The organism is Burkholderia savannae (assembly GCF_001524445.2).
Classification (GTDB): domain Bacteria; phylum Pseudomonadota; class Gammaproteobacteria; order Burkholderiales; family Burkholderiaceae; genus Burkholderia; species Burkholderia savannae.
The window spans coordinates 811,620-828,931 of the sequence record NZ_CP013417.1 but is presented as its reverse complement, the minus strand read 5'-3'; the positions used below and the strand labels follow the sequence as shown (position 1 = coordinate 828,931).

Here is a 17,312-nt window from a genome sequence, read left to right as displayed (position 1 = left end):
GAATATGGAAATCGGACAATATCAACCGAACCTCGAAGGCGATGGCCTGCGTATCGGCATCGTTCAATCGCGCTTCAACGAACCCGTCTGCAACGGCCTCGCGGACGCGTGCGTCGAAGAGCTGGAGCGCCTCGGCGTCTCCGGCGAAGACGTGCTGCTCGTGACGGTTCCGGGCGCGCTCGAAATCCCGCTCGCGCTGCAAAAGCTCGCGGAAAGCAACCAGTTCGACGCGCTGATCGCGCTCGGCGCGGTGATCCGCGGCGAGACGTATCACTTCGAGCTCGTGTCGAACGAGAGCGGCGCAGGCATCACGCGCATCGCGCTCGACTTCAACACGCCGATCGCGAACGCCGTCCTCACGACCGAAACCGACGAGCAGGCGATCGCCCGGATGACCGAAAAGGGCCGCGACGCCGCGCGCGTCGCCATCGAGATGGCGAACCTCACGATGACGCTCGATCAACTGAGCGACGATGAAGACGAAGAGGACGAAGACGAGGACGAGGACGACGAAGACGAAGAGGAGCGCGCATGAAGAAGAGCGCCCGCCGACAATCGCGCGAGCTGGCGACGCAGGGCCTGTATCAGTGGCTGCTGTCGAACGCGGCGCCGGGCGAGATCGACGCGCAATTGCGCGGCGCGCTGGGTTACGACAAGGCTGACAAGACGCTGCTCGACACGATCCTGCATGGCGTGATCCGCGAGCATGCGACGCTTGCCGAGGCGATCTCGCCGAATCTCGACCGTCCGATCGATCAGTTGTCGCCCGTCGAGCGCGCGGTGCTGCTGATCGCGACGTACGAGCTCACGCATCAGATCGAAACGCCGTACCGCGTGATCATCAACGAAGCCGTCGAGCTCGCGAAGACGTTCGGCGGCTCGGACGGCTACAAGTACGTGAACGGCGTGCTCGACAAGCTGGCCGTCAAGCTGCGCCCGGCCGAAACGCACGCGCGACGCGACGCGTAACCCCCTTCGCGGGCGCGCGGCGCGCGCCCGCTTTTCGCTCTTTCCGCACCGCTTTGATTCGACGATGAATACCGCTGCCGATTCGCTCCTGAGGCTTGCGTCGCGCGTCGACGCGATCGAGCCGTTCTACGTGATGGAAATCGTCAAGGAGGCCACCGTTCTCGAGCGCGCCGGCCGCGACATCATTCACATGAGCATCGGCGAACCGGATTTCACCGCGCCGGAGCCCGTCGTCGAGGCGGCCGCCGCGGCGCTGCGCCGCGGCGTCACGCAATACACGAGCGCGCTCGGCATCGCGCCGCTGCGCGAGGCGATCGCCGCGCACTACGCGCGTGCGTACGGCCTGTCGATCGAGCCGGAACGGATCGTGGTGACGGCAGGCGCGTCGGCCGCGCTGCTGCTCGCGTGCCTCGCGCTCGTCGGGCGCGACGACGAAGTACTGATGCCCGATCCGTCTTACCCGTGCAATCGCCACTTCGTGGCGACGGCTGAAGGCCGCGCGGTGCTCGTGCCGAGCGGCCCCGAAGCCCGCTTCCAGCTGACCGCGAACGACGTGAAGACGCGCTGGGGCGAGCGCACGCGCGGCGTGCTGCTCGCGTCGCCGTCGAACCCGACGGGCACGTCGCTCGATCCGGCCGAGCTCGGCCGGATCGTCGACGCGGTGCGCGCACGCGGCGGCTTCACGATCGTCGACGAGATCTACCAGGGCCTGAGCTACGACGGCGCGCCCGTCACCGCGCTGTCGTTCGGCGACGACGTCGTCACCGTCAACAGTTTCTCGAAATATTTCAACATGACGGGCTGGCGGCTCGGCTGGCTCGTCGTGCCGCCCGCGCTCGTCGGCACGTTCGAAAAGCTCGCGCAGAATCTGTTCATTTGCCCGTCGGCGCTCGCGCAGCACGCGGCGCTCGCGTGCTTCGAACCGGACACGCTCGACATCTACGAGGCGCGCCGCGCCGAATTCCAGCGCCGCCGCGACTTCATCGTGCCGGCGATCGAATCGCTCGGCTTCAAGGTGCCCGTGATGCCGGACGGCGCGTTCTACGTCTACGCGCAATGCGGCGGCGTCGCGCACCCTGCGGCGGGAAACAGCGCCGCGCTCGTGAACGCGATGCTGCATGACGCGGGCGTGGTGCTCGTGCCGGGAATGGATTTCGGCGTCCATGCGCCGCGCGACTATATCCGGCTGTCCTATGCGACCGCGTACTCACGGCTCGAGGAGGCCGTCGAGCGTCTCGGCACGCTCTTCGGACGATAGAACGGGCGACGGCTGTGCGCTAACGCGCAACCTCATGCGCAAGCCCGCCGCGCGCGTAGCGAGTCGATCGCGCCCGTCGTGCGCGGCAGGTCGCACGCTATTTATAGCGTGGCGCCCGCCTCTTTCGCTTTCGCGCTTCTTTATTTGTCGGTTTTCGCATCTGTCGTCGCGGCGTACGCTTCGGCCCGACTGTTCGACGCTTCGGAAGCTCGAAGCTTGAAAGTCGAAGACTTCGGACTCCGGCGCAATTCGCACGGCCGGCCACAGTCGCAACAAATCGCAACAATTCAGCGTCACTGCGCCACCACCGCGTCGCCCTCGGTTAGTTGCATTGTAAGCGCTAAATCCGCCACACGTCGTTAGGTGACGTGTTACCGGGTAACATGTTTCGAATCGATAGTTACCGGGTAACGAAGGAGATGCGAGATGACGCAAACGACGGCGCAGCGGCAGGCGGCTTATCGGGCAAGGCGCGAGACGGCAGGCAAGGACGGCAACGGTGATCGACGTCTGGATATGTGGATGAGCACGGAAGCGTATCTTGCTCTGACGCGGTTAGCTCGCCGTTACTCGGTAACGAAGCGCCAGATGCTGGAACGGTTGATCGCGCGGGCAGACGACGCGATTGTGCGCCGACTCGATCCCGATTCGGAACAGTGGGACCAATACTTCGGCCCAGCGCGGTAGCGATCGGAGTTACCCGGTAACGGCTTGCTGTCGAGCGAAGTTGAACGGTAGCAGGTCGCTAATATCGGCATCCGGTGCGCGCTGCGGCAATTCGGTCAGCACGTGCAGCAGATAGGCATGGGGATCGACGCCACAGGCTCGACACGTGAGCATCAGGCTGTAGACCATCGCGCTCGCTTTCGCGCCGTCGACCGTATCGCTGAAGAGCCACGACTTTCTCGCCGTGGCAAACGGCCTGATGTCGCGTTCGATGACGTTGTTGTCTATTGCAAACCGGCCATCGTCCACATAGCGACTCAGGTAAGGCCATTGCCGGAGACAGTAGCCGATCGCCTCGCCTAGCAGGCTCTTGGGCAGAACCTTCGGCGCGAGCTCGTCGAGCCAACTCTTGAAGGCGTTTAGCAACGGCACGCTGTGCTGTTGGCGCAAGCGGTACCGGTAATCGGCCAGCGTCTCGCCTTCGGGCAACGTCTGTTTGGCGAGCGTCTCGACCTGGTACAGCGCCTGGAAGAATTCGAGCGCCTTCGTGATGCGGGGGCTCGGTTTGTTCTTCTGCCCCTTGAGCGCATCCGTGAACATCCGGCGTCCATGCGCAAGGCATCCGAGGTGCGTGGCCGATTTGACCGTCCGCCACGCAGGCCAGCCGTCCGTCATCAGCGTGCCCGCGTAGTCTCCGAGGAACTCCTTCGGGTACTGCTGGCCACGCCCCGGCTGGTACTCAAACAGCACCACCGGCTGCTCGCTATCCTCCGCGCTTCGGTAGACCCACATGTATGACTTGTCCTGCGCGTTTCGGCCGTTCTCCTTCAGGACCTGGACGGTGGTCTCGTCGCCGTGAATCAGCCACTGGCTGAGCAGAATCTTCTTGAGCGCCTTGAACAGGCGCGTGTAGTGAAGCTCGGCGGGGCGGATGATCCAGTTCGCCAGCGTACCGCGGCTGACTGCGATATTCGAGCGTGCGAGCACGTCTTCCATCCGGTACAGCGGCGTGCCGTCGACATACTTGCCGGCCGTGACGGCGGCGATCATCGATGCACTGGCGTGACTACCCGGCAAGGGCTGCGCCGGCATCGGCGCGACCACGATCGGTGTGTGCGTGCCGTGACGCTCGCAGTGCCGACACGCGTACTTGAAACGCGCGTGCTGCAGCACCGAGACCTTGACCTGCATGTGCAACTGTTCGCTGATTTCCTCGCCCATCCGATGCATTGCCTTGCTGCAGCACGGGCAGATCTTCTGGTCTTCGGGCAGGTCGTACTCGATTCGCTCGCGCGGCAGGTCCGCGGGCAGCGGTTTGCGGCCACGCTTGCGCGGTTCAGGCTGGCCGGGTTCCGGCAACCCGGTATCGGGCAACGTCAGCGGCTCGCCGTCGTCCTCCTCGGCCGGCTCAGCGTGGGCTGCCTCTTCGGCCTCGTTGAACACGCGGTCGCGGCGCTTCTCGCTCTTCGGCGCGTACTGTCGGGCCAACGCGAGACGATATTGCTCTTCCAGCGCATCCAGGCGCTTGGTCAATTCGTCGATCCTGGCGTCACGCTCGGCAATGACCTGAGCATCGGCCGCCACCCGCTCCTCCAGCTTGTGGATATAGGCCTTGGCGGTGCGCGGAAGTCGGGGGAGATTGGGAGGGGACATGCGCTCAACGATAGCGAAACGCAGAGCCAAATAGGTTTACGCGAATTTGTAACAGCTAAAGCCGCCGTTGTTTACTGGCAACAGCGGCGATACCCTGCTTCAGTTCGTGTGGCAGTACTGCCGCGCTGGGTGGCGGCGCACGGCGTCGATATCGACGCCGTCGAGCAGCAGGTGAAGCTGCTCGGCCGTCAGTTCGATCACGGCTTGCTGACGGCGGGGCCAAACGAAACGGTCGGCCTCGAGGCGTTTCAATAGGAGCCAGAATCCGGCCCGGTCATACAGCAGAAGCTTCACGCGATCGCGTTTGCGGTTGTGGAACGCGAAGACGGCTCGCGCAAGCGGATCGAGCAGCATCGACTGCTCGACCAGCGCGACGAGGCTGTTGATGCCGGCGCGGAAGTCGATGGGCTCGCGGTGCAGGTAGATCTGCAGGTCCGCGTCGAAGCGGAACATCAGCGTGCCCCCAACGCTTCGATCATCGCCTTCACGAGAGCGCCATCGTGTGCGGCGCATTCGAGCTGTAGCGTTACGCCGTTGGGCAACTGCGCTGATAGTCGCGCCGGCGTCATTGCCTTCGCCGCTTCGTACCTGTGTGACGTTCGCCGTACGTTCACCGGCTCGGGGTTCGTGCGCACCGGTGCCACCTCGTTGATCGGAACGACCGGCACGAATGCCGATGGCAAGGGCTCGACGCACGCCGTCACAGCAGCATTCGCGCGTTCGCGCAATTGAATCCACTTATGCAGCTGGTTCGCGTTCACACCCGCCTTCAACGCCAGTCCGGCAATTGACGCGCCCGGCTGCAGGCAGGCTTCAATCAGCTTGCGCTTACCCTCGGCGTCAAACCTGCGCTTGCCCGTCGCGGTCACGCCGGTCACCCGCAGTGGCAGGAAATCAACTTCGTTCTGTGTCATCGGTTGCGTCCGCAAGTTGTAGTTGCGGACGCAAGCCTGCGCTCGTTCAGCTTTCGATTCTAGGTGGGGTTAAATTCGCGCTTACGTTGCATTCACGACGCACCACCGTCGCCGCCCGCAAAGGCAAAAAGGCCGAGCCCCGCTCAACACAGGACCCGGCCTTTTCGATGATTCCCGATCTTCCACCCACTCGCGCTCGCGGCCGAAGCAACCTGCCGCTGCGGCGAATCCGCCGTTCGCGCGTCGTCAGGTGCCGAGCTCCGAAGCGGCGGCATCGTGCTTCGCCGCCGTGTCGACGCTCGCGTCGTCCTGCTGCGGCGCCTTCGGCGCGGTGGCTGACTTGATCGTCAGCGGGTGCGCGCCGTCGAGCGTCGTGCGCACGCGCTTTTGCGTCGCACCCGACGTCGACACGGTCGTGACCGTCACCGCGCCCTGCGCCGGCTGCTGCGACGCGTAGATCGACACCTTGCGGCCGCGCGCGACGTCGCGCAGCCGGTCGCGCTCGCCGACCACCTTCGCGCCGTAGCCGCCGTCGTCGGGCGTCGTCGCGCCGACGTACAGACGCAGCCCGCCCGCGAGCGAGCCGCCACGCGCGATGCAGTCCTTCAGCACGAGCGCGCCGACCTGGATGTTGACGAGCGGCTGCAGCGCGGCATCGGTGCCGCCGAAATACTCGAACTTGTCCGAATGCACCTTCGACATCACCTGCATCAGGCCCTGGGCCCCGACGCCGCTTTCCGCATAAGGATTGAAGCCGGATTCGATCGCCATCACGGCGAGGATCAGCAGCGGGTCGAGCCCGACGTCGCGCCCCGTCTCGAACGCCGCCTTGACGAGCTGGCCGACGGGCTCCTGCGCGACACGATAGCGGCGCGCGAGGTACGTGGCGACGAGCGCCTGTTCGCGGTTCGACGCGAGCGCGCGGTCGTCGCGCGCGTCGGCGGCGACTCGCTGCATCGGGATGAGCTTCGCGAGCGACACGGGCGACGGGCCGTTGCGCGCGGCGTCGAGGGTCGCGGCGGCGTCGACGGGCGAGGCCGTCGACGAGGGCGTTGCGTCCGCGCTGATCGATTCGCTTTCTTCGGCGTTCGCCGGGCCGAAAGCAGGCACCGGATGACCGGTGAGAAGCCGCGCCGGACCGGCCTGCACGGCCGCCGACACGAACGGCATGACTTTCGCTGCGAGCGTGCCGCGCACGTTGGGCAGCAGCCACAGCGCAAGCCCGATCGCTACCGCACAACAACCGACCACGCTGAATAGATGGTGACTGACACGCGTCCCGCGACGCAGCGCTGCGCGCAACAGCTGCGCATGCCGCTCACTGGGACGCCACGATAACCAAGCATTCATTCAGATCCTCCATGGACATGATTCATGCGGCTCGCTCGGCGCTCGAGACGAGACATGACGCGCTGCCGCGGAATCAAGACACCGAGCGTCTTGGTCGGACCGCATCGGTATCGGAGAAACGGTATAAGTACCGTTCAGAGCCACGTCGAAACAAGGCCTGCACTTGCGGCAGGCGGACGCGCGAGGCTCCTACGCAAAAAACCAGCGTCGACTGGGCGCTGGCTAGGACAACAAACAGACCGTCAGAAGGCCGTGCAGGTATCGGCGGACGGCGACGCGTTGCGTCTATAGGACCGGGGATTGAAGGTTCAACACTGGGGCCTGCAACCAATGTGAGCGGATTCTAGCAGGGTTTTATAGATCGTCAACACTATAGAAATACGATTTCATAACAAAAAGTAATGATTTGTTACGGGTCGGAATCGGGAGCCTCGTGCCGTCTGGCGTTCAGATCCGCCGCCATTTTTTGCGTTTTCATCGCTTGGCTGTCCGGCCGGGTAAAATCGGCGCTCGTTTCCGGGCGGACGCCGTGCCCGCCCCCCACCGCCGCCCGCCTGCCGCGCGCGGCCCGGACATCCTTCATGAAATACAAAGACTTACGCGATTTCATCCACAGCCTCGAACAGCGCGGCGAGTTACGGCGCGTCGCGCAACCCGTGTCGCCCGTGCTCGAAATGACCGAGCTCTGCGACCGCGTGCTGCGCGCGGGCGGCCCCGCGCTCCTGTTCGACGCGCCGACGGGCTACCGGTTTCCGGTGCTCGGCAACCTGTTCGGCACGCCGCGGCGCGTCGCGCTCGGCATGGGCGTCGACGCCGACGACGAAGCGGCGCTCGCGTCGCTGCGCGACATCGGCCGGCTGCTGTCCGCGCTCAAGGAGCCCGATCCGCCGAAGAGCCTGAAGGACGCGGGCAAGCTGCTGTCGCTCGCGAAGGCCGTGTGGGACATGGGCCCGAAGACGGTGTCCGCGCCGCCGTGCCAGGAAATCGTCTGGGAAGGCGCCGACGTCGACCTGCACAAGCTGCCGATCCAGACCTGCTGGCCGGGCGATGCCGGCCCGCTTCTCACGTGGGGCCTCACGGTCACGCGCGGGCCGAACAAGACGCGCCAGAATCTCGGCATCTACCGGCAGCAGCTGATCGGACGCAACAAACTGATCATGCGCTGGCTCGCGCATCGCGGCGGCGCGCTCGACTTCCGCGAATTCGCGCTCAAGCATCCCGGCCAGCCGTATCCGGTCGCCGTCGTGCTCGGCGCCGATCCGGCGACGACGCTCGGCGCCGTCACGCCCGTACCCGACACGTTGTCCGAATACCAGTTCGCCGGGCTCCTGCGCGGCGCGCGCACCGAGCTCGCGAAATGCCTGACGCCCGGCGTCGACACGCTGCAGGTGCCCGCGCGCGCCGAGATCGTGCTCGAAGGCTTCATCCATCCGCAGCAGGGCTCGCCCGCGGCGGCGCCCGAAGGCGCGCCGCCGCGCCCGGCCGCGGGCGCCGCGGCCGCCTACGAGCACGCGCTCGAAGGCCCGTACGGCGACCACACCGGCTACTACAACGAGCGGGAATGGTTTCCGGTCTTCACGGTCGAGCGGATCACGATGCGCCGCGACGCGATCTACCACTCGACCTACACCGGCAAGCCGCCCGACGAGCCGGCCGTGCTCGGCGTCGCGCTGAACGAGGTGTTCGTGCCGCTGTTGCAGAAGCAATTCGCCGAGATCACCGACTTCTATCTGCCGCCCGAAGGCTGCAGCTACCGAATGGCGATCGTCCAGATGAAGAAGAGCTACGCGGGCCACGCGAAGCGCGTGATGTTCGGCGTCTGGAGCTTCCTGCGGCAGTTCATGTATACGAAATTCATCGTCGTCGTCGACGAGGACGTGAACGTGCGCGACTGGAAGGAAGTGATCTGGGCGATCACGACGCGCGTCGATCCGGCGCGCGACACCGTGCTCGTCGAGAACACGCCGATCGACTATCTCGATTTCGCGTCGCCCGTCGCGGGCCTCGGCTCGAAGATGGGACTCGACGCGACCAACAAGTGGCCGGGCGAAACGCAGCGCGAATGGGGCCGGCCGATCGAGATGGACGCCGCCGTGAAGGCGCGCGTCGATCGCCTGTGGACCGAAATCGGCCTGTCGTGAGCCGGCGCGCCTCCAATCTTCGATAACGACACACCCCATGATGAGCTTCGCGCCCACGTCGATGTTGTCCGACGGCTTTTTCCTGTCGCTTTCCCTTTGCCTCGACATCGGCATCGCGAACGTCGCGATGTTGTCGCTCACGCTGTCGCACGGATTCAAGCAGGGCTTCTGGCTCGGCATCGGCTCGTGCATCGGCGATCTCGTCTATGCGGCGCTCGCGCTCGCCGGGATGGCCGTGCTGCTGCAGTTCGAGGCGGTGCGCTGGGCCGTATGGCTCGGCGGCGGCGCGGTGCTGCTCGTCCTCACATGGAAGATGGCGCGCGAGGCGCTCCTTCCCGCGCCGGCGCCCGCCACCGGCGGCAACGACACGCCCGCCGCGCCCGTTCAAGCGAGCACCTGGCGCCATTTCGCGCGCGGCATGTTGCTCGCGATGTCGTCGCCGTCGGCGATCCTGTGGTTCGCGGCGGTCGGCGGCGCGCTGATCGCGAAGGCCGGCGCGACGACGCCCTCGACGGCATCCATATTCCTGTCGGGCTTCTTCCTCGGCGGGCTCGCGTGGACGCTCTTTCTTTGCACGCTCGCGAGCCAGGGCCGCAAGCGCGCGGGCGCGGGACTGATGCGCGCGTGCCACGTCGTGTCCGCGCTGCTCTTCGCGTATTTCTCGTACAGCGTGATCGTCGGCGGCTATCGCGACCTGATCCTGAACGCGGCGGCTTGACACCCGCCTCGCCAGCCTCGCCCGCGAGGCGGCGCACGGCGATCCGCGCGCCCCTTTCGCGCGCCCCTTTCACGCGCGTCGGCCTCTCGCGCCGAGCCGCCACCGCTACCGACACGGCCACCGCGATCAAGAACCAAGCCGCTTCGCGGCCGTCCGCTCGGCGTCCATCGGAGGCATCCGTGCCGAGCGGCATCGCATCGCCGACCGAATCGACCCGCCGCGCAGGATGTCGCTCGCACACGCACGCCCGCCGACGAGCGACGACACCGCACCGCCGGTCGATCATCACGCCCGCCAGCATCGCATGCACGCCCGTCGCGTGCGCGCGAACGTTTCAGGCAACGGGCGGCGCACCGCCGCCGCCCATCCCCCCGCTCACCCGCGCAGGAACTCGCCGTAGCGCGCCAGATCGACGTTGCCGCCGCTCACGATCACGCCGATGCGCTTGCCCGCGACGGGCAGCACGCCGTCGAGCACCGCGGCCGCGCCGAGGCAGCCCGTCGGCTCGACGACCACCTTCATCCGCTGCGCGAAGAATCGCATCGTGTCGATCAATTGCGCGTCGCTGACCGTGACGACCTGCTTGACGAGCCTCTGGATGATCGGAAAGTTGTACGCGCCGACGTGCGTCGACGCCGCGCCGTCCGCGATCGTCCGCGGCGCGGGGATGTGCACGACCTCGCCGCGCGCGAGCGACTGCTGCGCGTCGTTGCCCGCTTCCGGCTCGACGCCGATCACCGCGCAGCCGGCCGCGAGCGCGGCGGCCGACAGCGCGCTGCCCGCGAGCAGCCCGCCGCCGCCGAGCGGCGCGACGAGCAGGTCGAGCTCGCCGACTTCGTCGATCAGTTCCTTCGCGGCCGTCCCCTGCCCCGCGATCACGTGCGGATGGTCGTACGGCGGCACGAGCGTCATCCCGCGCTCCTGCGCGAGCCGCGCGCCGATCTCCTCGCGGTTTTCGGTGTAGCGATCGTAGGTGATGACTTCGCCGCCGTAGCCTTTCGTCGCCGCGACCTTCGCGGCGGGCGCGTCGTGCGGCATCACGATCGTCGCGCGGATACCCGCGAGGCGCGCGGCGAGCGCGATCGCCTGCGCGTGGTTGCCGGACGAATACGTGAGCACGCCCGCGCGGCGCTGCTCGGCGTCGAAGTGCGAGATCGCGTTGTACGCGCCGCGGAACTTGAACGCGCCCATCCGCTGGAAGTTCTCGCACTTGAAGAAGATCGTCGCGCCGGTGTGCGCGTCGGCGGTGCTCGACGTGAGGACGGGCGTGCGATGCGCGACGCCGGCAAGCCTGGCGGCTGCGTCGGTCACGTCGGCGAAGGTCGGGAGAACGAGATCGGAGGCGGATTGAACAGGCATGGCGGCGAGAGCGAAAAACGCATCGTTGGACGAGGGAACAATCATTGTCCCAGCTTCGCTCGACTCGCGCAGCAGCCCGAAAGGAAAACGGCGCGGCACGAACCTTCGCCGTGCCGCGCCGTGGCATCAGGCGCGCCGCCGGCCGGGCGGCGCGTCGACGTCAGTGATCAGCGACGCCAGTACGGACGGCCGTAGTAGCCGTGATGACGCCAGTACGGGCGGCCGTAGCCGTAGTAGCCGCCGCCGACCACGACGGCGGGCGGCCCGTAGTACACGGGCGCCGGCGCGTAGACGACGGGCGGCGGGGGCGGCGCGTAATAAACGGGCGGCGGCGCGGCATAGACCGGGTAAGCCGGCGCGATCGGCACCCCGATGCCGACACCGATCGACACGTGCGCCTGCGCGGCGGCCGCAGCCCCGAGGCCCAGTGCTGCGACGGCGATCAACGGAATGAGCTTTTTCACTTTGGTTCTCCTGGCGGCGGGCTTCGGTGCCCGCCACATCAACAGCGACGGCATGCTTGCCGCATGAGACGAATGTAGCGAAATCCGGGATCGCGAGCCACGCCCATTTGTTGCAAATTGCAATTGCACAAAGCCTCGCGGCGCGGCGATGCGCGAAATCGGACGCCGCCGCGCGGGTGCGATCCGGCGGCAATTCGGCGGATGGCGAGAAGTCGCCGAACGCGCCGCTCGGCGGGCCCCGCCGCCCGTCCGGCGAACGGTAATGAACGATTACAAATTAGAGACAGCTTGTGGACGGCGCGAGACGGACGACCCCGCCCCTCGTTCCGCCCCCTAAAGCGAGCCGCCTTGGGGCCAGAGCGAACGCCGTCGCGACCGAATACGCGATACTGACGGTTTGCCGCAGATTACGGATCGCCGCCATGTCCTTGTCCGCCACGCCCCGCATCGGCTTCATCGGCGCGGGCCGCCTTGCCCGCTGCGTCGCCCGCCGCTTCGCGCGCGCCGGGTACGCCGTCACCGCGATCGCGAGCCGTTCGAACGCGTCGGCCGCGGCGCTCGCCGCGCAGATCGACGCCGATCTCGCCGTGCGCGTCGCCGCCGCTGCCGCCGCAGCCGCACCCGCCGGCCACGACGGCCACACCGACCACGACGGCCATCGCGCAAGCGCGACGCCCGGCGCGCGCTGCGCGGCGGTCGATTCGCCGCAGGCTGTCGTCGACGCCGCCGACCTCGTCTTCATCACCGCGCCCGACGACGCGCTCGGCCGAATCGCCGCCGAGCTGCGCTTCTCGCCGGCGCGCGCGGGCGCTCAGGCGCTCGTCCACTGCAGCGGCGCGTCGAGCGTCGAGCTGCTCGCGCCCGCACGCGCGCAGGGCGCGGCGACGGGCGGCTTCCATCCGCTCTATCTGTTCGGCGGCGGCGACGCCGATCTCGCGCGGATCGACGGCTGCTCGGTGACGATCGAGGCCGACGGCGCGCTGAAGGACGCGCTCGTCGCGCTCGCGGCCGCGCTCGGCTGCCATCCGCTGTCGATCCCGGCGGGCGGCCGGATGCTCTATCACGCGGCCGCCAACTACGCGGCGAGCTTCGCGCTTTGCAATCTCGCCGAATGCGTCGAGCTGTGGCGCTCGCTCGGCTTCGCCGAGGGCGACGCGCTGCGCGCGCTGCTGCCGATGCTCGCCGGCACGATCGAAACGGCGCGCGACAAGGGGCTCGCGAACGCGCTCGCGGGGCCCGTGTCGCGCGGCGACGTCGGTATCGTCGAGCGGCAGCTCGCGCTCCTCGAATCGCTCGGCGGCGACCACGCGACGCTCTATGCCCTCAACACCCGTCGCGCGGTCGCGCTCGCGCGCAAGCGCGCGTCGCCGCCCCCGTCGCTCGACGCGCTCGAGCAAGCCGTCGACGCATCGCTCGCACGTTCGCTCGACCTCGCACGCCCCGCCCGCGGCGAGCCGTGATAAGGTGACGCCCGATGCGCGCCGCCCACGGGCGGCGACGGCACGCTACCCGACTGGCCTGGATAACGAAAAGGATTCAAAGATGTTCGGCGAGATCGCCCGCTTTCTGCTCAATACCGTCTTCACGCTGTTCGGCGCCGCGCTGATCCTGCGCGTCTGGCTGCAGGCCGTGCGCGTGCCGCCGTACAACCCCGTCACGCAGGCCGTGCTGCAGGCCACGAACTGGATCGTGCTGCCGCTGCGGCATATCGTCCCGGGCGTGCGCGGCGTCGACTGGGCGAGCATCGCCGCAGCCGTCGTCACGTCGCTCGTCTACGTCGCGCTGATGGTGACGATGGCGGGCGTCGACGCGCTGTCGATCATCCCGACGATCCTCATCGTCGCGCTGCTGACCGTCGTGAAGTGGGCGCTCAATCTCGTGCTGTGGCTGACGATCCTGATGGCGCTGCTGTCGTGGCTGAATCCGCGCTCGCCCGCGATGGCGATCTTGTATCAGCTGACGGCGCCGTTCCTGAACCCGCTGCGCCGGCTGATCCCGCATCTCGGCGGCATCGACCTGTCGCCGATCCTGCTGTTCGTGATCGTCCAGGTGCTGATCATGGTCGTCACGCGCGCGGCGGTGTCGCTCACGCTGTTCGGAATCTGACACGCTATCCCTTCGGCGAATCAGCGGCGGCCGGCGCGCCGTCACCGAGATTGTCGATCACGCCGAAGCGCGCGGGAATCGTCGCGTAGCACACGCGCACCTTCTCGCGCGACACGCGCTCGACGAGCCGCTGCGCCTCTTCGGCCGTGACGATGAATTCGATCTCGATCGCAAGCGAGCCCTGCAGCTCGAAGAAGCGGTCCTCGTGCAGCACCCGGTGCTGGCCGAACCCGGCCATCGCGCGAAACGCGGAGCCGCCCCCGATGCCCATCCGGTTCGCCTCCTCGAGCAGCCATTCCCAGAGCGGCTTCCAGTGCAGCCGGTGATTCTCGTGTACGTAAAAACGCAGGAAGATCGCGTCCATAGCCGCCTCCGCCGGCGCCGGTCAGGCCGGCGCGAGCCACGCCCGCGCGGTCCACATGCCGAGCCCCGTCAATGTGAACGAACCTATCAAGTGTAGGGCAGCCACGGCGAGCGCCCAGCCGAACTCGCCCTGAGCCGCGTGCGTCATCACTTCGACCGAGTACGTCGAGAACGTCGTGAGCCCGCCCATGAAGCCCGTGATCACGAAGAGCCGCCATTCGGGCGGCAGCCCCGCCCGCGTCGTGAACGCGACGACCGCGAGGCCGACCAGATAACCGCCGATCAGGTTGGATGCGAGCGTGCCGAGCGGCACGTCGGGGAAGATCGCGTTGAGAGCGAGGCTCAGGAACCAGCGCAGCAGCGCGCCGAGCCCGGCGCCGACGAAGATCGCGACGATCGAATAGAACAAGGCCGTACCTCATGATTGACGGGGAAGATCCGCGCGCGGCCCGTGCGGCCCATGCGGCAAGGGCCACGCATCCCGCGCCGCATCGGCGGCGCGTGACGCCGGACGCGCCCGCATCGGCCGCGCACGCTCAACTTTATGCGGATTGCGGGATGTCCGGCAATCGGTCGACGCGCGCGATATCGGCCGCCCCCCCGAATGCGCCCGCGGTTTCGCTCGCCGGCCGCATCGGCGGCACCGCTTCGACCGTTCGTCATCGTCATGAAAAAATCCCGAATAAAACTTCCGTTCGTTCTATTTTCGAAGCGTCAAATAAAACGCAATCGAAAAACCAATAAATCAACCATTCGGATTATCAAGAAACTCTCCCCTGGGTTACTCCGGATATCGCACGGCCCGTTCCAGCGCATTCCCCGCCGCTTGAAGATCGCCCGCCACCGCCAATCTCCCGAGCCGTCCGATCGATTCGAAAAGAACAACGATCCCCATCCTCTGAATATCGAAATGGGCTCGGGGAATTCCCTCAATTCTCTCATTCCTATACAAAAAAAATTTTCCGCCCCGTAGAATTCAAACAGACCACTCCATTTATTGATATGGAGAATTCAACATGAAAAACAAACCCTTGCTGTCCGTCCTGATGGCGGCCGCATGCATTCAGGCATTCGCGACGTCGGCCGCGCTCGCGCAAGGCGACGGCCATTCGCCCTCGTACGTCGAAGGCACCCGCGTGCCGAAAGGCTACGCGCGACCGCCGTTCCACACGAATCCGACGCGCTTCTCGACCACCGGCGTCGCAGGCCTCGCGCCCGCCACCGTGCGGCACGCATACGGCTTCGATTCGATCGCGAATCAGGGCGACGGCATGGTGGTCGCGATCGTCGACGCCTACGACGATCCGAGGATCGAATCCGATCTCGGCGTGTTCAGCAAGAACTTCTCGCTGCCGCCGTGCACGACGCTGAACGGCTGCTTCAAGAAGATCTACGCGAGCGGCGGCAAGCCGCGCGCCGACGCAGGCTGGTCGCTCGAAATGTCGCTCGACGTCGAATGGGTGCACGCGATCGCGCCGAAAGCGAAAATCGTGCTCGTCGAGGCGGCGTCGAACAGCCTCAACGACCTGATGACCGCGGTCGACGCCGCGGTCGGCGCCGGCGCATCCGTCGTCTCGATGAGCTTCGGCGGCAGCGAGTTCAGCGGGGAGACGGGCTTCGACGGCCACTTCAGCTCGCCGCAGCGCGTCACGTTCGTCGCATCGTCCGGCGACAGCGGCAACGGCACCGAATATCCGGCCGTGTCGCCGTACGTCGTCGCGGTCGGCGGCACGACGCTGTCCGCCGACGCGTCCGGCAACTACATCGGCGAAACCGCGTGGAGCGGCAGCGGCGGCGGCGTCGGCACGTACGAGCCGGAGCCGTCCGGACAGGCGCTGTGGCCGATTCCGTACGCGGGCAGCCGCGGCGTGCCCGACGTCGCCTACAACGCGAATCCGAGCTCGGGCTTCGCGGTGTACGACTCGGTGACCTACCAAGGGCAGTCGGGATGGTTCGTCGTCGGCGGCACGAGCGCGGGCGCGCCCCAATGGGCGGCGCTCTTCGCGATCGCGAACTCGATGCGCGCCGCCGCCGGCAAAGCGAAGCTCGCCGGCTCGTACAACCTGCTCTACACGGCCGGCAAGTCCGCGTACGGCAGCGACTATCACGACGTGACGTCGGGCTCCAATGGCACCTGCGGGATGGTTTGCACCGCGAGCGGCGGCTACGACTACGTGACGGGATTGGGCTCGCCGCGCGCGCTCGACCTGGTTCAAGGGCTCGTCGCGCAACCGTGACGGGCGCGCGGCGGCGCGGGCGGCCGCTCGTCAGTCTCGCCGCCACGCGGCATCGAGCACGCGCAGCGTCTCGAGCGCGCCGCCCGGCAGTCCGATCACGTCGGCTCGCCGCGCATGCGCTTCACGAAGATTGATTCGGATCACGTCGTCGCCGATTCGCTCGCTGAAGAAGCGCACCGTCGGCACCGCCGTCCCGGCCCCGACTTCGACCACCACCACGCGCCCCGCGCGCGCGAGCCAGTCGCGCAACGCATCGTGCTGCGCGTCGTAGCGCGCGCCGAGCCATTGGGCATCGTCGAACATCAGGATGTTCGGCCGCGCGATTCCGCCGCAATGCGCACACGTGGGGACATCGCCGACGAGACTGCACGCGGGCTCGTCGACGACGGGCACGAACGACGCGGCGCCCCACGTGTGCGCCGAGCACGGGCGCAGACACTGCATCGCATGGATCGAGCCGTGGATCTCGACGATCCGCTCGGCATCGAAGCCCGCTTTCTGAAAGTGGCCGTCGACATTGCTTGTGAACACAAATGCGCCGTTGCGCATCGCCCCGGCCCAGCGCCGCAGAATGCCGAATCCCTCGTGCGGGACGACCGCGCGATACATCGCGAGCCGATGGCCGTAGAAGCCCCATGCGAGGCGCGGCCGCTCGCGAAACGCGCGCGGCGACGCGATCTCGTGAAACGCATAGCCGACATGGCCGAGCGCCGGATAGGCGCGCCACAGTCCTTCCGCGCCGCGAAAATCCGGCAGCCCGGAATCGATGCCGATGCCGGCGCCCGCCGCGACGAGCAGCGCGTCGGCGCCGGACAGCGCGCGTACGGCCGCGTCGACGCGCTCGGGGGCGATGCGCGCCGCGGCGTCGGATGCGTCGGGCGATGTGCCAAAGGATGCGCGGCGTGAGTCGGACATGGCTCGGAATCGTCGATCGAAGTCGGCACGATCATACGCCCGCGCGGCGCACGCTCAGAAGCGTTTTTGACGCCGAGCGATCATGGCGCGCGCTGTCGGCCGACGCGCGGCCGCCGGCTCGGTCGCTCCGCGATCCCCTTCACTTCGCCGCCGCACTCGCGCGCTGCAGCGCCGGCGTGCCTCGCACCAGCTCGACGAT

At 67.2% G+C, this 17,312-nt stretch carries 19 protein-coding genes and 1 pseudogene; 10 read left to right on the top strand and 10 right to left on the bottom strand.

Going from position 1 to position 17,312, the window contains the following annotated elements:
• Positions 1-4: 4 nt before the first annotated feature.
• From ribH to WS78_RS04170, 4 genes are all read left to right on the top strand, one after another.
• On the top strand, positions 5-535 hold the full coding sequence (gene ribH / locus WS78_RS04185; protein WP_059584415.1) for a 6,7-dimethyl-8-ribityllumazine synthase: 531 nt from the start codon (positions 5-7) through the stop codon (positions 533-535).
• On the top strand, positions 532-969 hold the full coding sequence (gene nusB, locus WS78_RS04180; RefSeq protein ID WP_038745753.1) for a transcription antitermination factor NusB: 438 nt from the start codon (positions 532-534) through the stop codon (positions 967-969). The genes ribH and nusB overlap by 4 nt, the downstream gene beginning before the upstream one ends.
• A 64-nt stretch (positions 970-1,033) precedes the next feature.
• On the top strand, positions 1,034-2,227 hold the full coding sequence (locus WS78_RS04175; RefSeq protein ID WP_059584412.1) for a pyridoxal phosphate-dependent aminotransferase: 1,194 nt from the start codon (positions 1,034-1,036) through the stop codon (positions 2,225-2,227).
• 426 nt (positions 2,228-2,653) lie between these two features.
• The gene (locus WS78_RS04170; protein WP_059574446.1) at positions 2,654-2,914 is read left to right on the top strand and encodes a hypothetical protein; all 261 of its coding nucleotides are present in this window, start codon (positions 2,654-2,656) and stop codon (positions 2,912-2,914) included.
• Positions 2,915-2,923: 9 nt separating this feature from the next.
• Here WS78_RS04170 and tnpC read toward each other — a convergent pair whose 3' ends face one another.
• The 5 genes from tnpC to WS78_RS35520 form a co-directional block, all read right to left on the bottom strand.
• On the bottom strand, positions 2,924-4,546 hold the full coding sequence (gene tnpC, locus WS78_RS04165; protein WP_059670996.1) for an IS66 family transposase: 1,623 nt from the start codon (positions 4,544-4,546) through the stop codon (positions 2,924-2,926).
• Between the two features lie 99 nt (positions 4,547-4,645).
• Complete coding sequence (gene tnpB / locus WS78_RS04160; RefSeq protein WP_059580646.1) at positions 4,646-4,999, bottom strand: IS66 family insertion sequence element accessory protein TnpB; 354 nt, start codon at positions 4,997-4,999, stop codon at positions 4,646-4,648.
• A complete protein-coding gene (tnpA, locus tag WS78_RS04155) occupies positions 4,999-5,460 on the bottom strand; it encodes an IS66-like element accessory protein TnpA (protein WP_059584105.1) in 462 nt (153 codons plus the stop codon). The genes tnpB and tnpA overlap by 1 nt, the downstream gene beginning before the upstream one ends.
• 246 nt (positions 5,461-5,706) lie before the next feature.
• Positions 5,707-6,810, bottom strand: coding sequence for a lytic transglycosylase domain-containing protein (locus tag WS78_RS04150; protein ID WP_059580356.1), 1,104 nt, complete (start codon positions 6,808-6,810; stop codon positions 5,707-5,709).
• A 409-nt stretch (positions 6,811-7,219) separates the two neighbouring features.
• Positions 7,220-7,420, bottom strand: a complete 201-nt coding sequence (locus tag WS78_RS35520; protein WP_156437584.1) for a hypothetical protein — start codon at positions 7,418-7,420, stop codon at positions 7,220-7,222.
• Here WS78_RS35520 and WS78_RS04140 point away from each other — a divergent pair.
• Both WS78_RS04140 and WS78_RS04135 read left to right on the top strand, forming a co-directional pair.
• Positions 7,392-8,951 carry a UbiD family decarboxylase gene (locus WS78_RS04140; RefSeq protein WP_038745759.1) on the top strand — a complete coding sequence of 520 codons (1,560 nt, stop codon included), beginning with the start codon at positions 7,392-7,394 and terminating at the stop codon, positions 8,949-8,951. The genes WS78_RS35520 and WS78_RS04140 overlap by 29 nt on opposite strands.
• 37 nt (positions 8,952-8,988) lie before the next feature.
• Entirely contained in the window at positions 8,989-9,669 is a 681-nt protein-coding gene (locus tag WS78_RS04135) for a LysE family translocator (protein WP_186448569.1), read from the top strand.
• Between the two features lie 375 nt (positions 9,670-10,044).
• Here WS78_RS04135 and WS78_RS04130 read toward each other — a convergent pair whose 3' ends face one another.
• Together WS78_RS04130 and WS78_RS04125 are read right to left on the bottom strand one after the other, a co-directional pair.
• Positions 10,045-11,028 carry a threo-3-hydroxy-L-aspartate ammonia-lyase gene (locus WS78_RS04130; protein ID WP_038745761.1) on the bottom strand — a complete coding sequence of 328 codons (984 nt, stop codon included), beginning with the start codon at positions 11,026-11,028 and terminating at the stop codon, positions 10,045-10,047.
• Between the two features lie 167 nt (positions 11,029-11,195).
• The gene (locus WS78_RS04125; protein WP_059580363.1) at positions 11,196-11,492 is read right to left on the bottom strand and encodes a hypothetical protein; all 297 of its coding nucleotides are present in this window, start codon (positions 11,490-11,492) and stop codon (positions 11,196-11,198) included.
• A gap of 422 nt (positions 11,493-11,914) precedes the next feature.
• Between WS78_RS04125 and WS78_RS04115 the strand changes: the two genes are divergently transcribed.
• Both WS78_RS04115 and WS78_RS04110 read left to right on the top strand, forming a co-directional pair.
• Positions 11,915-12,952, top strand: a complete 1,038-nt coding sequence (locus tag WS78_RS04115; protein ID WP_059580353.1) for a Rossmann-like and DUF2520 domain-containing protein — start codon at positions 11,915-11,917, stop codon at positions 12,950-12,952.
• 82 nt (positions 12,953-13,034) lie between these two features.
• A complete protein-coding gene (locus WS78_RS04110; protein ID WP_059580349.1) occupies positions 13,035-13,598 on the top strand; it encodes a YggT family protein in 564 nt (187 codons plus the stop codon).
• 4 nt (positions 13,599-13,602) lie between these two features.
• Here the strand turns inward: WS78_RS04110 and WS78_RS04105 are convergent, their stop codons facing one another.
• Both WS78_RS04105 and crcB read right to left on the bottom strand, forming a co-directional pair.
• Positions 13,603-13,962 carry a DUF190 domain-containing protein gene (locus WS78_RS04105; RefSeq protein ID WP_038745767.1) on the bottom strand — a complete coding sequence of 120 codons (360 nt, stop codon included), beginning with the start codon at positions 13,960-13,962 and terminating at the stop codon, positions 13,603-13,605.
• 21 nt (positions 13,963-13,983) lie between these two features.
• On the bottom strand, positions 13,984-14,370 hold the full coding sequence (gene crcB / locus WS78_RS04100) for a fluoride efflux transporter CrcB (RefSeq protein WP_038745834.1): 387 nt from the start codon (positions 14,368-14,370) through the stop codon (positions 13,984-13,986).
• An 11-nt stretch (positions 14,371-14,381) separates the two neighbouring features.
• Here crcB and WS78_RS35515 point away from each other — a divergent pair, with 11 nt between their 5' ends.
• Together WS78_RS35515 and WS78_RS04095 are read left to right on the top strand one after the other, a co-directional pair.
• Positions 14,382-14,705, top strand: coding sequence for a hypothetical protein (locus tag WS78_RS35515; RefSeq protein ID WP_145986737.1), 324 nt, complete (start codon positions 14,382-14,384; stop codon positions 14,703-14,705).
• Positions 14,706-14,977: 272 nt separating this feature from the next.
• Positions 14,978-16,198 carry a S53 family peptidase gene (locus WS78_RS04095; RefSeq protein ID WP_059580346.1) on the top strand — a complete coding sequence of 407 codons (1,221 nt, stop codon included), beginning with the start codon at positions 14,978-14,980 and terminating at the stop codon, positions 16,196-16,198.
• 30 nt (positions 16,199-16,228) lie between these two features.
• Here the strand turns inward: WS78_RS04095 and WS78_RS04090 are convergent.
• Positions 16,229-17,312, bottom strand: a pseudogene (locus WS78_RS04090) (SIR2 family NAD-dependent protein deacylase).

What these genes read in the sequence shown, in the direction of transcription:
- nusB (WP_038745753.1), top strand. Translation starts at nt 532, where the DNA reads ATGAAGAAGAGCGCCCGCCGACAATCGCGCGAGCTGGCGACGCAGGGC.
- WS78_RS04115 (WP_059580353.1), top strand. Translation starts at nt 11,915, where the DNA reads ATGTCCTTGTCCGCCACGCCCCGCATCGGCTTCATCGGCGCGGGCCGC.
- WS78_RS04130 (WP_038745761.1), bottom strand. Translation starts at nt 11,028, where the DNA reads ATGCCTGTTCAATCCGCCTCCGATCTCGTTCTCCCGACCTTCGCCGAC.
- WS78_RS04140 (WP_038745759.1), top strand. Translation starts at nt 7,392, where the DNA reads ATGAAATACAAAGACTTACGCGATTTCATCCACAGCCTCGAACAGCGC.
- tnpC (WP_059670996.1), bottom strand. Translation starts at nt 4,546, where the DNA reads ATGTCCCCTCCCAATCTCCCCCGACTTCCGCGCACCGCCAAGGCCTAT.
- WS78_RS35515 (WP_145986737.1), top strand. Translation starts at nt 14,382, where the DNA reads ATGATTGACGGGGAAGATCCGCGCGCGGCCCGTGCGGCCCATGCGGCA.
- WS78_RS04170 (WP_059574446.1), top strand. Translation starts at nt 2,654, where the DNA reads ATGACGCAAACGACGGCGCAGCGGCAGGCGGCTTATCGGGCAAGGCGC.
- tnpB (WP_059580646.1), bottom strand. Translation starts at nt 4,999, where the DNA reads ATGTTCCGCTTCGACGCGGACCTGCAGATCTACCTGCACCGCGAGCCC.
- ribH (WP_059584415.1), top strand. Translation starts at nt 5, where the DNA reads ATGGAAATCGGACAATATCAACCGAACCTCGAAGGCGATGGCCTGCGT.
- WS78_RS04110 (WP_059580349.1), top strand. Translation starts at nt 13,035, where the DNA reads ATGTTCGGCGAGATCGCCCGCTTTCTGCTCAATACCGTCTTCACGCTG.
- WS78_RS04095 (WP_059580346.1), top strand. Translation starts at nt 14,978, where the DNA reads ATGAAAAACAAACCCTTGCTGTCCGTCCTGATGGCGGCCGCATGCATT.
- tnpA (WP_059584105.1), bottom strand. Translation starts at nt 5,460, where the DNA reads ATGACACAGAACGAAGTTGATTTCCTGCCACTGCGGGTGACCGGCGTG.
- WS78_RS35520 (WP_156437584.1), bottom strand. Translation starts at nt 7,420, where the DNA reads ATGAAATCGCGTAAGTCTTTGTATTTCATGAAGGATGTCCGGGCCGCG.
- WS78_RS04150 (WP_059580356.1), bottom strand. Translation starts at nt 6,810, where the DNA reads ATGAATGCTTGGTTATCGTGGCGTCCCAGTGAGCGGCATGCGCAGCTG.
- WS78_RS04175 (WP_059584412.1), top strand. Translation starts at nt 1,034, where the DNA reads ATGAATACCGCTGCCGATTCGCTCCTGAGGCTTGCGTCGCGCGTCGAC.
- WS78_RS04135 (WP_186448569.1), top strand. Translation starts at nt 8,989, where the DNA reads ATGATGAGCTTCGCGCCCACGTCGATGTTGTCCGACGGCTTTTTCCTG.
- WS78_RS04105 (WP_038745767.1), bottom strand. Translation starts at nt 13,962, where the DNA reads ATGGACGCGATCTTCCTGCGTTTTTACGTACACGAGAATCACCGGCTG.